The organism is Streptomyces sp. MUM 2J (assembly GCF_022414535.1).
Classification (GTDB): Bacteria; Actinomycetota; Actinomycetes; order Streptomycetales; family Streptomycetaceae; genus Streptomyces.
Window position 1 is genome coordinate 89293 of sequence record NZ_JADWYM010000008.1, and the last position, 15930, is coordinate 105222.

The 15930-nt window shown below is 72.2% G+C and carries 12 protein-coding genes; 8 read left to right on the forward strand and 4 right to left on the reverse strand.

The genetic code is table 11. From position 1 onward, the window contains the following. The first annotated feature begins 57 nt into the window (after positions 1–57). Positions 58–1347 carry an amino acid deaminase gene (locus tag I3F54_RS10525; RefSeq protein WP_240118406.1) on the forward strand — a complete coding sequence of 430 codons (1290 nt, stop codon included), beginning with the start codon at positions 58–60 and terminating at the stop codon, positions 1345–1347. 9 nt (positions 1348–1356) lie between these two features. Further along, positions 1357–2985: an amidohydrolase family protein gene (locus I3F54_RS10530; RefSeq protein WP_240118407.1), complete on the forward strand. Its 1629-nt coding sequence runs from the start codon at positions 1357–1359 to the stop codon at positions 2983–2985. Positions 2986–2992: 7 nt separating this feature from the next. On the opposite strand, the gene I3F54_RS10535 is transcribed toward I3F54_RS10530, so the two are convergent. Together I3F54_RS10535 and I3F54_RS10540 are read right to left on the reverse strand one after the other, a co-directional pair. Then, positions 2993–3889: a serine protease gene (locus I3F54_RS10535; RefSeq protein WP_240118408.1), complete on the reverse strand. Its 897-nt coding sequence runs from the start codon at positions 3887–3889 to the stop codon at positions 2993–2995. A 421-nt stretch (positions 3890–4310) separates the two neighbouring features. Further along, entirely contained in the window at positions 4311–5435 is a 1125-nt protein-coding gene (locus I3F54_RS10540) for a hypothetical protein (protein WP_240118409.1), read from the reverse strand. A 125-nt stretch (positions 5436–5560) separates the two neighbouring features. On the opposite strand from I3F54_RS10540, the gene I3F54_RS10545 reads away from it, so the two are divergent. After that, positions 5561–6772 carry a pyridoxal phosphate-dependent aminotransferase gene (locus I3F54_RS10545; protein WP_240118410.1) on the forward strand — a complete coding sequence of 404 codons (1212 nt, stop codon included), beginning with the start codon at positions 5561–5563 and terminating at the stop codon, positions 6770–6772. Between the two features lie 81 nt (positions 6773–6853). Then, positions 6854–7273: a hypothetical protein gene (locus I3F54_RS10550; protein ID WP_240118411.1), complete on the forward strand. Its 420-nt coding sequence runs from the start codon at positions 6854–6856 to the stop codon at positions 7271–7273. Positions 7274–7861: 588 nt separating this feature from the next. On the opposite strand, the gene I3F54_RS10555 is transcribed toward I3F54_RS10550, so the two are convergent. Further along, entirely contained in the window at positions 7862–9682 is a 1821-nt protein-coding gene (locus I3F54_RS10555; RefSeq protein ID WP_240118412.1) for a phosphoenolpyruvate carboxykinase (GTP), read from the reverse strand. Between the two features lie 256 nt (positions 9683–9938). On the opposite strand from I3F54_RS10555, the gene I3F54_RS10560 reads away from it, so the two are divergent. The 4 genes from I3F54_RS10560 to I3F54_RS10575 all read left to right on the forward strand — a co-directional run bounded on the left by I3F54_RS10560 (position 9939) and on the right by I3F54_RS10575 (position 13765). Continuing rightward, entirely contained in the window at positions 9939–10676 is a 738-nt protein-coding gene (locus I3F54_RS10560; protein ID WP_240118413.1) for a hemolysin III family protein, read from the forward strand. A 135-nt stretch (positions 10677–10811) separates the two neighbouring features. Beyond that, positions 10812–12374 carry an MFS transporter gene (locus I3F54_RS10565; RefSeq protein WP_240118414.1) on the forward strand — a complete coding sequence of 521 codons (1563 nt, stop codon included), beginning with the start codon at positions 10812–10814 and terminating at the stop codon, positions 12372–12374. 5 nt (positions 12375–12379) lie between these two features. After that, the gene (locus tag I3F54_RS10570) at positions 12380–13012 is read left to right on the forward strand and encodes a TetR/AcrR family transcriptional regulator (RefSeq protein WP_374205889.1); all 633 of its coding nucleotides are present in this window, start codon (positions 12380–12382) and stop codon (positions 13010–13012) included. Between the two features lie 33 nt (positions 13013–13045). Beyond that, on the forward strand, positions 13046–13765 hold the full coding sequence (locus I3F54_RS10575) for a Mut7-C ubiquitin/RNAse domain-containing protein (protein ID WP_240118416.1): 720 nt from the start codon (positions 13046–13048) through the stop codon (positions 13763–13765). Between the two features lie 59 nt (positions 13766–13824). Here the strand turns inward: I3F54_RS10575 and I3F54_RS10580 are convergent, their stop codons facing one another. After that, positions 13825–15852, reverse strand: coding sequence for a thioredoxin domain-containing protein (locus I3F54_RS10580; RefSeq protein ID WP_240118417.1), 2028 nt, complete (start codon positions 15850–15852; stop codon positions 13825–13827). Positions 15853–15930: the final 78 nt, after the last annotated feature.

Below are 15930 nucleotides of genomic sequence, written 5' to 3' on the forward strand. Positions count from 1 at the left end.
GCGTCATACGCAACGTGTGTTGCACCGTGTGCAACATGCCTGATCTGGGAGGCTCTTATGGCAGCCGACGGTGCCTCGGACGCCCTGGCGCGGCTCGCGGACGAGCGGGTCGACCACCGGTTCAAGGGCCTGCCCCCGGACGCCGACGGCCTCACCGTGGGCGAGCTGGCCGCCCAGCGCCGCAACCTGTTCACCGGCGGCTTCACCACACCCGTGCTGACCCTGTCGGCCGAGCGGCTGGAGCACAACCTGGGGCTGATGGAGACGTACGCCGAACGGCACGGTCTCGCCTTCGCGCCGCACGGCAAGACGTCGATGGCCCCGCAGCTCTTCCGGCGTCAGATCGAGCGCGGGGCGTGGGGCATCACGCTCGCGGTGCCGCACCAGGCGCGCGTCGCACGGGCCTTCGGGATCAGACGGATCTTCCTCGCCAACGAGGTCGTCGACGGGCCCGCGCTGCGCTGGATCTCCGCCGAGCTCGACGCCGACCCCGACGTCCGGATCGTCTGCTACGTCGACTCCGTGCGCGGCGTGGAGCAGATGGACTCCGCACTCGCCGGGGCCACCCGCCCCCTCGACGTCGTCGTGGAGCTCGCCGCGGGCGACGAGGCGCGCACCGGGGTGCGGACCGGGGAGGAGGCGGCGGAGGTGGCCGACGCGGTCGCCCGGACCCGCACCCTCCGGCTCGTCGGGGTCGCCGGGTACGAGGGGGAGGTCCCGCGGGCCACCCCGGAGCGGGTGCGCGCCTGGCTGCGGCGGCTCGTCGCGCTCGCCGCCGGCCTCGACGCGTCCGGCCGGTTCGACGGGACGGAGGTCGAGGAGATCGTCGTCAGTGCGGGTGGCAGCGCCTGGTTCGACACCGTCGCCGAGGTGTTCGCCGACTTGCCGGAGCTGTCCCGGCCGGTGCTGAAGCTGCTGCGCTCCGGTGCCTACGTCTCGCACGACGACGGCCACTACCGCCGGCTGACGCCGTTCAACCGGGTCCCGGAGGAGGGCGCTCTGGAGCCGGCGTTCCGGCTGTGGGCACAGGTCGTCTCCCGGCCGTCGGCCACCCAGGCCTTCGTCAACGCGGGCAAGCGGGACGCCGCCCACGACCTGGACCTGCCCACCGCGCAGGTCGTGCGGCCCGCGGACGGCACCGCCGAGCGCCCCGCCACCGGTGTCGAGGTGACCGCCCTGTCCGACCAGCACGCCTGGCTGCGCACCGAGCCCGGCGCCGGACCGGAGGTCGGCGACTGGGTGGGGCTCGGCCTGTCCCACCCGTGCACGTCCTTCGACAAGTGGCCGCTCATCCCGGTCGCCGAGGCGGACGGCACCGTCGTCGACTTCGTCCGCACCTTCTTCTAGAGGGTCGTGATGGACGACCTCGTCATCCGGGACGCCGACGTCGTCGACGGCAGCGGGGAGCCGTCGTACCGCGCCGATGTCGTCGTCGGCGGCGGACGGATCGTGTCCGTCGTCAAGGAGGCCGCCGCCGCGGGTTGCCTGCGGCCGAGGGCGGCGCGGGAGCTGGACGCCGAGGGGCTGGTCCTCTCCCCCGGTTTCATCGACATGCACGCGCACAGCGACCTGGCCCTGCTCGGCGACCCCGACCACAGCGCCAAGGCCGCACAGGGCGTGACGCTGGAGGTCCTCGGCCAGGACGGGCTGTCGTACGCGCCGGTCGACGACCGCACCCGCGAGGAGGTGCGCCGGGTGATCGCCGGCTGGAACGGGCCGGGCGACGACGTCGACGCGGACTGGCGGTCGGTCGGCGAGTACCTCGACCGGCTGGACCACGGCTTCGGCGGGCGGGGCATCGCCGTCAACGCCGCCTACCTCGTCCCCCAGGGCACGGTGCGGGCCCTCGCCGTCGGCTGGGAGGACCGGAGGGCCACCGCCGGCGAGCTGGACCGGATGCGGCGACTGGTCGCCGAGGGGCTGGAGCAGGGTGCGGTGGGGCTGTCCTCCGGGCTCACCTACACCCCGGGGATGTACGCCGACGACGCCGAACTCACCGAACTGTGCCGGGTGGTGGCCCGCTACGGCGGCTACTACTGTCCCCACCACCGCTCCTACGGGGCCGGCGCGCTCCAGGCGTACGCGGACATGGTCGCGCTGACCCGGAAGGCGGGCTGCGCCCTGCATCTGGCGCACGCCACCCTGAACTTCGGCGTGAACGGGGGCCGCGCACCCGAGCTGCTGGCCCTTCTGGACGACGCCCTCGACGCGGGGGCCGACATCAGCCTCGACACCTATCCGTACACACCCGGCTGCACGACACTCGCGGCCCTGCTGCCGAGCTGGGCGGGCGAGGGCGGACCGGAGGCCGTCCTCGCCCGGCTCGCCGACGAGGGGACGGCCGAACGGATCCGGTACGACCTGGAGGTCACGGGGGCGGACGGCTGCCACGGTGTGCCCGTGCAGTGGGACACCGTCGAGGTCTCCGGCGTGGCCGACCCCGCCCTGGCCGCGTACACGGGCCTCACGGTGGCGGAGTCGGCCCGCCGCGCCGGCGAGAAACCGTGGGGTGTCGCCCGCCGGCTGCTTCTTCGGGACCGGCTCGGTACGACGGTCCTCCAGCACGTCGGCCACGAGGAGAACGTCCGGGCGATCATGCGGCACCGAACCCACACCGGCGGCTCGGACGGGATCCTCCGGGGCAGCAGGCCGCATCCGCGGGCCTACGGCACCTTCCCTCGCTATCTCGGGCACTACGTACGGGAGTTGGGCGTGCTGTCGCTGGAGGACTGCGTCGCCCACCTCACCGCCCGGCCGGCGGCCCGGCTGCGACTGCCGGACCGGGGGCGGATCCGCGAGGGCCACCGCGCCGACCTGGTGCTGTTCGATCCGGCGACGGTGGCGGCGGGGTCGACCTACGACAACCCCCGCACGCTACCGACCGGCATCCCCCACGTGCTGGTCGACGGACGGTTCGTGATCGAGGACGGGCAGCGCACGGACGTGCTGGCGGGGCGGGCGGTCCGCAGGACGCCCACCCCGTGACGGCGCGCTACGGCTTGGGCAGGACGCAGTCGCCCGCGCTCAGGTCGAGCCGGTTGCCGCTCGTGAAGCAGGCCGGGATCTGGTAGGTCTCCTGGGCGTAGTTGATGCCCTCGCGGACGGTCACGTTGCCGTTCTCGTCGACCTCGCACGGGTTGTTCACGGTGCAGGTCTCGCCGTCCTCGTTGCCGGTGTTGTTGACGGCGACGACCTTGCCGGTGGCCTGGTCGATCACCGGCGAGCCCGAGGTGCCGCCGATGGTGTTGCAGGAGGGGGTGTAGCGGACCGAGTCCTTCCAGGTCCAGTCGCCCTCCTTGAGGCGGTAGGCGAAGCCGTCGATGTTGCAGTTGTACAGGCGTCGCCAGTAGCCGGAGGCGACGGTGATGGCGGTGCCGGCGACGGGGTGGGTGTCGGCGACGGTGAGCGCCTCGATGCCGTACCGCGACCTGATCTGCGCGTAGGTGCGGGTGGTCTCGTAGATCGTGACGTCGGTGTCGGTCATCGTCGAGTAGACGACCTTGTCGGCGCGCAGGGTCCCGATCCGGTAGCCGTAGGAGCTGAGCAGGCTGAAGGAACGGCGGGAGGACTGGTCGACGATGACCTCGCCGGGCTCGGGGAAGCCGGTCTCCAGGCAGTGGCCGTTGGTGAGCACCAGCGCCGGGGCGTTGTCGTCGGAGTCGGGGAAGCGGATCACGGAGCCGGAGCAGTTGCTGAGCGCGACGGTCCCGGCGAAGTCGACGGCCTTGAGGGCCGGCGCGTCCGCGGCCGATGCGGTGGACGCCTGCGCCGCGGTCGACGCGGTCGGCGCCGACGGGGCGGCGGCCCGCTCGGGCGCGGCCATCGCGGGTGCCGCACCGGCCCCGGTGATCACCAGGGCGGCGAGTGCGGCAAGGAGAGGCTTGTTCATGTGGGGGTCCCCTCGAATGACGGGGCGGCCGGTGGGTTGCCCGGCCGCCCGCTTTTTTGTCATGAGCATTGTTGTCGCAGTGAGGGGTGGGGACAAGGAGGCCTTTTCGGCCGCCGCCTGACGCACCCTCAGGCGGCCCGTCAGGGGGCACTCCGGCCGCCGGACACCGCACCCGATGCCGGCGCCCGCCGGCTGCCGAGCAGGGCCGCGACCCCGGCCGGACGACGACGCGGCGCATCGCGGAACGGCGGACGGCGCTCCGCGACGCCGGCGCACGCAGATGGCGCGAACCCCGCCCTCGACAAGGGGAGGTGGAGCGCGAGGAAGCGGAGTACGGGGGTACGGAAGGCGGAGTGCGGGGGTACGACGGCGGAGTTCGGGCCGGTCCCGCAAGACGGCGACCCGATCTCGCGCTCCTCGGCTACTTGGGGCCCTTGCTCGCCCCCTGGCCGCGACCGGGCTTGCCGCCGGCATTCCCCCGCGCCGGTTCCGTCGGGGCGGCCGGAGCCGTGGTCGGGGACGCCGCCGGGGTCGCCGCCCCGGTCACCCCGCCGGCCACGGGTGCGCTCCGCGTGGCGCCCGGGCTCGCGGACGGACCGGAGGAGGCGTCGGCGGACGAGGAGGCACCGGCGGACGGCAGCCCGCCACCGGCGGCGGTCGAGGTGCTGGCGGACGGCGTGGCCGGGGCACCGGACTGCGCGCCCGGCACGCCGCCGCTCCGCTCCTCCTGCACCCAGGGCAGCTGATCACCGGAAGAGCCCGAGTCGAACGCGCCGGCGACGACGGCGCCGATGAACAGCACGCCCACCGCGCCGACACCGATCGCCGCACGGCGCAGCAGGCGCTCGCGCCGCCCGGAGCCGTCGGTGAAGACGGTGCCGTCGTCGTACCAGCGGCCGGCGGGGTAGTCGTGCGGGCCACCCTCCGGGTCGTCACCCTCCGGCCCGCCCCGGCCACGGCCGCCGGGGCCGGGGTGACCTTCGTGGCCGGGGTGACCGCCGGGGTCGTCATGTCCGGTCCGACCGCCGCCCGGGGGGCCGTCGTGGCGGGGGTGGCCGTCCTGGCCCCCGTGACCGTCCTGGCCCCCATCGCCGTAGTGACCGGCGTGACCGCCCCGGGACGCCTGGTCGGGGTGATCGTCACGGCCCGGGTGGCCGTGCTGGCCCCGATGGCCGGGACCGTGCCCGTGGCCGTGGCCGTCGGGTCCGGTGGGCGGCGGGGCCGCGGGGGCTTCGGGGCCGCCCGCCCGATGCCTCCCGCGCGGCGCGCCCTGGGGCGACTGGGGCGACTGGGGCGACTGGGGCATGGGAGGCACCTGGGGCAGCCGCTGGGTCTCGTCGTAGGCGTTCTGCCAGCCGTGTGCGGCGGCCGGGTCCACGAACTGGTCGTAGGCGGGCGACTGCGGCGCCTGCGGACGGTACACGTTCGGGTGAGCCTGAGGGTCACCCTGTTCCGGATACGAACCGTAGACGTCATGGGCGCTGGTCGCATTGTTCGCGACATGTGCGCCGTACGCCCCGTTTTCGTACTGCGGTGGACTGGACATGGCGGCGCATTGTAGGGACGGAAGGGGCTCGAGAGACAGCCGTCGGCGATAACAGTCCAAACCACCCGTCTCACGTGGCGGAAAACACGGCCCACGAGGCGATACCGAGCCGTAAGCTCCTGGACATGCAGGTGATCCAGTCGACCAAGCTCGCCAACGTCTGTTACGAGATCCGGGGCCCGGTGCTCGAGGAGGCCATGCGGCTTGAGGCGGCAGGCCACCGCATCCTCAAGCTGAACACCGGAAACCCGGCAGCCTTCGGCTTCGAGTGCCCGCCGGAGATCCTGGAGGACATCCTCCGCAACGTCTCCACGGCGCACGGCTACGGCGACGCCAAGGGCCTCCTCGCGGCCCGCCGCGCGGTCGTCATGCACAACCAGACCCTCGGCATCGAGACGGACGTCGAGCACGTCTTCATCGGCAACGGCGTCTCCGAGCTGATCGTGATGGCCATGCAGGGGCTGCTCGACGACGGTGACGAGGTCCTCGTACCGGCACCCGACTACCCGCTGTGGACGGCCGCGGTGTCCCTGTCCGGCGGGACGGCCGTCCACTACCGCTGCGACGAGCAGTCCGACTGGATGCCGGATCTCGCGGACGTGGAGCGCAAGATCACCGACCGCACCAAGGCCCTCGTCATCATCAACCCGAACAACCCGACGGGTGCGGTGTACGACGAGGCCGTGCTCAAGGGCCTGACGGACATCGCCCGCCGGCACAACCTGCTGGTCTGCTCGGACGAGATCTACGACAAGATCCTCTACGACGGCGCCAGGCACATCCCGACCGCGTCCGTCGCCCCCGACCTGCTGACCCTGACCTTCAACGGCATGTCCAAGGCCTACCGGGTCGCCGGGTACCGGGTGGGCTGGATGTCGATCTCCGGGCCACGCGCGCACGCCGACTCCTACATCGAGGGCCTGACGATCCTGGCGAACATGCGCCTGTGCGCCAACATGCCGGGCCAGCACGGCGTCGTCGCCGCGCTCAGCGGGCGGCAGACGATCAACGACCTGGTGTTGCCCGGCGGGCGGCTGAAGGAGCAGATGGACACCGCCTACGAGCTGCTCACCCAGATCCCGGGAGTGAGCTGCGTCCGGCCGAAGGGCGCGCTGTACCTCTTCCCGCGGCTGGACCCGAAGGTGTTCAAGATCAAGGACGACCGCCGGCTGGTCCTGGACCTGCTGCGGCGCGAGAAGATCATGGTCGTCCAGGGCACCGGCTTCAACTGGACCGAACCCGACCACTTCCGGGTGGTGACACTGCCGGCGGTGACGGACCTGCGGGACGCGATGGGGCGGATCGCGCGCTTCCTGGACGGGTACGGCCAACCGTGACGACGTTGTTTTACAGATAGCTCAACTTTAGACCGAATCCAAGCTAGGATGGCTTCCTGTCAGCACTCAGGAGGCCGTCCCATGTATGAGCCGATCCGCACCAAGTCGGTCCACAGCACGACGGCCGGCACCACCACCGACTTCCCGCACCGGTCGCGGGAGGAAGAGCTGGACATCCAGCTCGCGGGCCATCTCGCGGCCCTGCTCGCCGTCACCGACGAACTGCGCGCGCTGAACCCCTCGGACGACCTGGACACGGCGGCCGAACGGCTCGCCGAGCAGGTGGCGCGGCTGCGGGGCGGACGGCCCCCGGTCCGCGCCACGGACACCCCTCCCGGCGGAGCCGATGTCGCGTCCCGGCACCGGCGCGCCCACGCCCTCGCGGGCCGCGCCCTGGTCGTGGCCGCGTCCCGCGCCGACACCGCGGCGGCGATCCTCGCCGCCCGGCAGATGGACGCCCACGCCGCGGCCCTGGAACCGCGCGAGCTGGCATCCCGCTGACCTCCGCGGCACCCCCTCGGACGGCCCCGGACCGCGCGCACCCGCAGCGTCGCGCGGTCCGGGTGCCACCCACCGGGCCACGGGCCGCGCCAGACCCCTTCGGGATCTGGCGGGGCCCTTCGGGGCCCGACGGACCTGCACGCGGGCGCGGCAGGGCAGGGCGGCGGGTCAGTGGTTCCTGACGTACACCGTCGCCGATGCCGTGGACCCCTCGCGCAGGTCGTCGCCGGGCCGACTGACCGTGCAGGTCACGTCGCGGCGGGCGCGCCGGAAGTCGTGGAGGGTGAAGGTGCCGTCGCCCTCGACGGTGAAGGTGCCCAGGTCGTGGGTGCCGTTCGGGTCCGGCCTCCGGGGCGGGTCCGCAGCCGGAGCTCGCCGTGGTCCCGCCGGTTGGTGCGCCCGGCGAGGCGGTCCAGGTGGGTCGGCGTCGTGTCGCACGGCGACCGGCCGAGGCAGCACGGCAGCACGGCCCCGCACGCCGTTGTGCGGGGCCACGGTTCGTGACAGGGTGCCGCCGCCCGCGGCCGGCCGTGACGATCACTGGTCAGGGCTCCCATCGGGGCCGGCCGCGGGGGTATTCGGGGGGCGTCAGCCCAGGCGCTCCACCAGAGCGCGGTACTGGTCCCACAGTTCCTTCGGCGTGTGGTCGCCGAAGGTGTTGAGGTGCTCGGGGACCAGAGCGGCCTCCTCGCGCCAGATGTCCTTGTCGACGGTGAGGAGGAAGTCGAGGTCGGAGTCGGCGAGGTCGAGGCCGTCCGTGTCGAGCGCGTCCCTCGTCGGCAGGACGCCGATCGGCGTCTCGACGCCCTCGGCCTTGCCCTCCAGGCGCTCCACGATCCACTTCAGGACGCGGGAGTTCTCGCCGAAGCCGGGCCAGACGAACGCGCCCTCGTCGTTCTTGCGGAACCAGTTGACGTAGTAGATCCGCGGCAGCTTGGAGGGGTCCTTGTCCTTGGCCACGTCGACCCAGTGGGCCATGTAGTCGCCCATGTTGTAGCCGCAGAACGGCAGCATCGCGAACGGGTCGCGGCGCAGCTCGCCGACCTTGCCCTCGGCCGCGGCGGTCTTCTCGCTGGCCACGTTGGCGCCGAGGAAGACGCCGTGGTTCCAGTCGAAGGACTCCGTCACCAGCGGCACGGCGGAAGCACGGCGCCCGCCGAAGAGGATGGCGGAGATCGGCACGCCCCTGGGGTCCTCCCACTCGGGCGCGATGATCGGGCACTGCGAGGCGGGGACGGTGAAGCGGGCGTTGGGGTGGGCGGCCGGGGTGCCGGACGCCGGCGTCCAGTCGTTGCCCTTCCAGTCCGTCAGGTGGGCCGGGGGCTCCTGGGTCATGCCCTCCCACCACACGTCGCCGTCGTCGGTGAGCGCGACGTTGGTGAAGACCGCGTTGCCCCACAGCGTCTTCATCGCGTTGGCGTTGGTGTGCTCGCCGGTGCCGGGCGCGACACCGAAGAAGCCGGCCTCGGGGTTGATGGCGTACAGGCGCCCGTCCTCGCCGAACCGCATCCAGGCGATGTCGTCGCCGATGGTCTCGACCGTCCAGCCGGAGATCGTGGGTTCCAGCATGGCGAGGTTGGTCTTGCCGCAGGCGCTGGGGAAGGCGGCGGCCACGTACTGGGACGCGCCGGTGGGCGGCGTGAGCTTGAGGATGAGCATGTGCTCGGCCAGCCAGCCCTCGTCACGGGCCATCACCGAGGCGATGCGCAGGGCGTAGCACTTCTTGCCGAGCAGGGCGTTGCCGCCGTAGCCGGAGCCGTAGGACCAGATCTCGCGGGTCTCCGGGAAGTGGGAGATGTACTTGGTCTGGTTGCAGGGCCAGGGAACGTCCTGCTGGCCGGGCTCCAGCGGGGCGCCGAGGGTGTGCACGGCCTTGACGAAGAAGCCCTCGTCACCGAGTTCGTCGAGGACGGCCCGGCCCATGCGCGTCATGGTGCGCATGGAGACGGCGACGTAGGCGGAGTCGGTGATCTCGACGCCGATCGCGGACAGCGGGGAGCCGAGCGGGCCCATGCAGAAGGGCACGACGTACAGGGTGCGGCCCCGCATGGAGCCGCGGAAGAGGCCCTTCTCCCCCTGGAAGATCTCCCGCATCTCGGACGGGGCCTTCCAGTGGTTGGTCGGGCCGGCGTCCTCCTCCTTCTCGGAGCAGATGAAGGTGCGGTCCTCCACCCGCGCGACGTCGGAGGGGTCGGAGGCGGCGTAGTAGGAGTTCGGGCGTTTGATCGGGTCGAGCTTCTTGAACGTGCCCTTCGCGACGAGCTCCTCGCACAGGCGCTCGTACTCGGCCTCGGATCCGTCACACCAGACCACGTTGTCCGGCTGGGTCAGTTCGGTGATCTCGTTGACCCACGAGATCAGTTCCTGGTGGTGGGTGGGGACGGGGGGAGCCGCGATGTCGCGCGCCACGATTGCTCCTAGATGAGGGATTTTTTGTTGGAGGCCCCGTGGGGGCTGCGACCCGAATGCTTGCCGGAGGGTGCCCTGGCGCTCATTCGGTGCCGACCGCACTCATTTGATCATCCGACGCGACTGCGCAGATGTCCAGAGGGCGTCACAGGTGAGCATCGCCACGTTGGCCGTGACGTGAGAGGATGGCCACTCTTCACCGGGTAACCCGACCAACCGATCCGTAACTTACGGTTCCGTAGGTACGATGCGGCGCATGACTGCGTCCGCCTCCGACGCGCCCACGGACATGCCGGCCGCCGGCCGCGGTCCCGCGGCGCCCTCGATCCCGCACCAGATCGCCCACACCCTCACCCAGCCGCTGAAGCCGAAGCTGCGCGGCTGGCTGCACCTGGGGATGTTTCCGGCCGTCCTGGTCGCCGGACTGGTCCTCACCGCCCTGGCCGACTCCACGCGGGGACGCATCGCCTGCGGGATCTACGTCCTGACCGCCTGCCTGCTGTTCGGTGTGAGCGCCCTGTACCACCGGGGCAACTGGAGCCCGCGCATGGACGGCGTCCTGCGCCGGCTGGATCACGCCAACATCTTCATGATCATCGCGGGCACGTACACCCCGCTGACCCTGCTGCTCCTGCCCGGCGCCGAGGGACAGTGGCTGCTGTGGGGGATCTGGGCCGCCGCGGCGGCCGGGATAGTCTTCCGGGTCTTCTGGGTCGGCGCCCCCCGCTGGCTCTACACACCCTGCTACATCGCGATGGGCTGGGCCGCCGTGTTCTTCCTCCCCGACTTCATGCGCACCGGCGGCATCGCCGTCCTGGTGCTGGTCATCGTGGGCGGACTGCTCTACAGCGCCGGTGGCGTGATCTACGGCATCAAACGGCCCAACCCGTCACCGCGCTGGTTCGGCTTCCACGAGGTCTTCCACTCGTTCACCCTGGCCGCGTTCGTCGTCCACTACGTAGGGATCTCGCTGGTGGCATACCAGCACGCATGACCGCTCCACCCCCTTCGGGGCGCATGGCCACGGCTCTCCAGCCGTGGCCATTTCTCGTGTGCCGACAGCAGGGCCGACCCTCCGGGAGCAGACATCTATTGACAGCTACTTCATTTTGAGAGCTACTGTCATTTCATGGTTGCTCTCACCCAAGTGGACGAGACGCGGCGCGACGCACGCCGCTGGTGGGCCCTCGGGGCCCTGGTCGCGAGCATGCTCACGCTCGGCTTCGACATGACGATCCTCAACGTGGCGCTGCCGACCATGGCGAGCGAACTGGGCGCCACGACAGGCCGGCAGCAGTGGCTGGTGGACGCCTACGTCGTCGTCTTCGCCGCCCTGATGCTCCCGGCCGGGCTGCTCGGCGACCGGTTCGGGCGGCGGCGCATGCTCATCACCGGGCTCGGGGTCTTCCTGCTCGGCTCACTGGTGGGCGCGCTGGTCCCGGACGTCGACTGGGTCATCGCGGCCCGCGCGTTCATGGGCATCGGCGGCGCGCTCGTCACTCCGCTCGCACTGTCCGTGCTGCCCTCGTTGTTCGGCCCGGACGAACGCACCAAGGCCGTCGGCATCATCTCCGCGGCCTCCGCGCTCGGCATGCCGCTCGGCCCGATCATCGGCGGCTGGCTGCTGAACCACTTCTGGTGGGGTTCGGTCTTCCTGGTCAACGTCCCGATGGCCGCCCTCGGCATCGCCGCCTGCGTCCTCCTGCTCCCCGAGACCAGCGACCCCTCCTCCCCCACGGTCGACACCCTGTCCACCGCGCTCACCGCGACCGGGCTCGGCGCGCTCGTCTACGCGATCATCGAGGCACCGGGCCGCGGCTGGACCGACCCGCTGGTGCTCTCCCTGTCCGGCGCGGCGACCGTCCTGATCACCGTGCTGGTGGTGCGCGAGAGGAAGGCCGAGCGGCCGATGCTCGACATGGCGCTGCTGGCCCACCGCGGCTTCCTGTTCAACACACTCGCCGCGACCCTGGTGATGTTCGTCCTCGCGGGCCTGCTGTTCGTACTGCCCCCGTACCTCCAGGCGGTCCTCGGCAACGACGCCCTCGGCACCGGCGTGCGCCTGCTACCGCTGATGGGCGGGCTGGTGGTCGCCGCACGGGGCGCACAACCGGTCGTCGCCAGGTTCGGTCCGCGCGCGGTGGTGAGTGCCGGCCTGGTGGTGCTGGCCTTCGCCGCGCTGCTCGGCAGCCGTACGACGGTCGACTCCGGCTACGGCTTCACCGCACTGTGGCTCTCGATCACCGGGTTCGGCTTCGGCTTCTCCGTCGTCCCGGCCATGGACGGCGCGCTCGGCGCCCTGCCCCGCGACCGGGCCGGCAGCGGCTCGGGCCTGCTCATGACCCTGCGCCAGGTCGGCGCCGCGATCGGCATCGCCCTGCTCGGCAGCCTGCTCGCCGGTGCCTTCCACGACCGGCTCGACCTCACCGGCCTGCCCGCGAAGGCCGCCGACGCCGCCGGGGACTCCGTGGTCGCGGCGCACATCGTCGCCGGGCAGACCCACTCCGCCCACCTGGCCGCCTCCGCGGACGGCGCGTACGTCCACGGCATGAGCGTCGTCCTGCTGGTGTGCGGCATCGCGGCGCTCGTGGCGGCGCTGCTGGCGGGCGCGTTGCTGCCGGGCACGCGGGCCGCCGAGGCCGCTGAGGGCACGCCGGACATGGCCGTGCCTGCCTCCGATACCCGACAATGAGCACCATGACGGCCGCACGTACCCCCCTCCCTCCCGCCGACCGCCCCCCGCTGGGCCTGCGCGAGCGCAAGAAGATCAAGACCCGGGAGGCGATCCGTGCGGCCACGTACGAACTGATCAGGGAGCAGGACTACGACGCCACGACGATCGAGCAGATCGCCGACCGGGCCGAGGTGTCGCCGTCGACCGTCTTCCGGTACTTCCCCACCAAGGAGGACATCGTCCTCACCGACGAGTACGACCCCATGCTGCTGGAGGAACTGCGCGCACGGCCCGCCGGGGAGGCCTGGATGGACTCGGTGCGGTACGTGATGCGCCGCGCCATCGACATCATGATGGCGGAGAACCCCGAGGTGGTCCGGATGCGGGCGCACCTCGCGGTCCAGGTCCCCGCCGTCCGCTCCCGGATGGCGGAGAGCATGTCGGAGACCGGACGCCTGCTGCGCGCGGCTCTCGCCGAGCGCACCGGCCTGGACCCGGACGGCCTTGAGGTCCGCGTCTCGGCGATGTCCCTCATCGGCGGCCTGATGGAGGTCACCATGTCCTGGGCGGAGAACGGCTTCCAGGACGAGCTCCGGGATCTGGTCGACCGCGCCCTGGACGTCCTGGAGAGCGGCCTTCCCACCAGAAAGCCCTGAGCCCGGTGCCCCGTCCCGTGACATCCTGACCGGGTGAACGGTCCCGAGATCCACGTCGAGTTCGCCCCCGGCCTGGCCGTGTTCGTGCCACGCGATCCGCACCAGAGGCTCGTCACCGACGGGATGTCGACCCTCGGGCATGTCGTCGAGTCCGCCGGCGTGCCGCTGACCGAGGTCGGCGCCCTGTGGGTCAACGGCCACGAGGTACCCACCTCGTACGTCCCCGCCGGCGGCGACCGTGTGGAGGTCCGCGCCGTCGAGCGGCCCCAGCAGGTCCCCGGTGCCCCCCTGCGCTTCCTCCTCGACGTGCACCTCGGCACCCTCGCCCGCCGCCTGCGCCTGCTCGGCGTGGACACCGCCTACGAGTCGACGGACATCGGCGACCCGGCGCTGGCCGCCCTCTCGGCCGCCGAGCAGCGGGTCATGCTCAGCCGCGACCGGGGCCTGCTGCGCCGCCGCGAGCTGTGGTCCGGCGCCTACGTCTACAGCACCCGCCCCGAGGAGCAGCTGCACGACGTCCTCGAACGCTTCCGGCCCGAGCTGCGCCCCTGGACACGGTGCACCGCCTGCAATGGGCTGCTCCGGCAGGCCACCAAGGACGAGGTCGCCGACCAGCTCGAACACGGCACTCAGCGCACCTACGACGTGTTCGCCCAGTGCCGGGAGTGCGGGCGCGCGTACTGGAAGGGCGCGCACCACGAGCAGCTGGAGGCCATCGTGGAGCGCGCCCTGGACAGGGTCGGCCGCGGCTAGGGAGTGTCCGTCGATGTTGCCGCCGAAAGACGCCCCGAGAGCCACTTGAAACGATCGACTCAGGTCAGAGCAGATCGCAGGCGATCGGGATCGGTCGTCGGGGCATCGCAGGTGAAGTTCCGGCACACATAGGCCGTGGGCATTCCCCCACGCAACGGGCGGTCGGCCAGCAACGGGAACTCGCCATCGCCCGGCGTACCGAAAGCGACGACGGCCCCCGGTGCCGTGCCCAGCAGAGCCGTACGGTGCAGGGCCCGCGCGGCCGGGTCACCGAGCGCCGGCCCCACCACGGCCACCTCACGCGGCCCGTCGAGCAGCGCCTCGGCGACGGCGAGCCCCCAGCCGACGAACCGCGGCACCCGCGGGCCGAGCGCCCCGACCACCCCCAGGGCCCGCTCCGCGGCCGTGCGGTGCGGCTCGGAACCGGTGTGGGCGGCGTAGCCCAGCAGCGCCCCGGCCGCGGCGGTCCAGCCCGAGGGCGTGGCGTTGTCCGTGGGGTCCTGCGGACGCCGGATCAGCTGCTCGGCGTCGGCGGCGGTGTCGTACAGCGCGCCGGACTCCGGGTCGGTGAACCGGGTCAGGACGTGGTCCAGGAGCAGCCCGGCGAAGTCCAGCCACACACCCTCCCCGCTCACGGAGGCCAGCGCGAGGAAGCCCTCGGCCACGTCGCCGTAGTCCTCCAGCACCCCGGCGTTGCCCCCGGCCCGGCCGTCCTTGCTGGTCCGGGCGAGCCGGGCGTGGTCGTCCAGGTGCACCCGCACGAGCAGGTCCGCGGCACCGACCGCCGCCTCGACCAGGTCGCGCCGGCCGAAGTAGGCGCCTGTCTCGGCGAGCGCGGCGACGGCGAGACCGTTCCAGGCGGCGACCACCTTGTCGTCCCGCCCCGGAGCCGGCCGCTCCCCCCGCGCCGCCAGCAGGCGGCTTCTGACGGACTCGATCCGCCCGGAGTCGAAGACGCCCTCCGCCTGCGGGAGCCGCAGCACGGACGCGCCGTGCTCGAACGTGCCCTCCTCGGTCACACCGAAGTACTGCGCGGCGAGTTCGGCATCGTCCCGGAGGACCTCCCGGAACTGCTCCGGGGTCCACACGTAGTACGCGCCCTCCACATGCCGCCCGGTCCCGTCATCGCTGTCGGCGTCCAGCGCGGAGGCGAACCCGCCCTCGGGCGTGCGCAGTTCGCGCACCATGAAGTCCGCGGTCTCCAGGGCGACGCGTCGGGCCAGCTCGGACCCGGTGGCCCGCCACAGGTGGGCGTAGGCGCGGCAGAGCAGCGCGTTGTCGTACAGCATCTTCTCGAAGTGGGGGACCACCCAGTCCCGGTCGACGGAGTATCGGGCGAAGCCGCCGCCGAGCTGGTCGTAGATGCCCCCGCGGGCCATGCGCTCACAGGTGTCCCGGGCCATCTGCAGGGCACCCTCGGAGCCGGTCCGCGCATGATGCCGGAGGAGGAACTCCACCACCATGGACGGCGGGAACTTCGGCGCCCCGCCGAACCCGCCGCGCTGCGCGTCGTACTCCCGGGTCAGTCCGAGCAGGGCCTCCGCGAGCGCCTGCTCCCCCGGGGCGTCGCCTCCGTCGTAGGAGATCTCCCGCTCGGCCAGGTCCCGCGCGATCTTCCCCGCAACCTCGGCGACCTCCTCCCGCCGCTCGCCCCAGGCCCGACGCACGCCCTCCAGCACCTGCCGGAAGGACGGCATACCGGGGCGCGCCTCGGGCGGGAAGTAGGTGCCGAAGTAGAAGGGCTCCCCGTCCGGCGTCATGAAGACGGACATGGGCCAGCCGCCCTGCCCGGTGGCGGCCTGGACGGCCTCCATGTAGACGGCGTCGACGTCGGGGCGCTCTTCGCGGTCCACCTTGACGGACACGAAGTGCTCGTTCATGTACGCAGCGGTGTCGTCGTCCTCGAAGGACTCGTGTGCCATGACGTGGCACCAGTGGCACGCGCTGTAGCCGACGCTCAGGAACACGGGGACATCGCGCCGCCGGGCTTCTTCGAAAGCGTCGGTCTCCCAGGGCCACCAGTCGACCGGGTTGTCCGCGTGCTGGATGAGGTACGGGGAGGTGGCCTGCGCGAGTCGGTTGCCCATGCCCCCATCCTGCCGGATCCGGGAGCCGGGCCGGGTCCCCGCCACCCTCCGGACCGGTGACGGCCGGGCGGGCGTTTC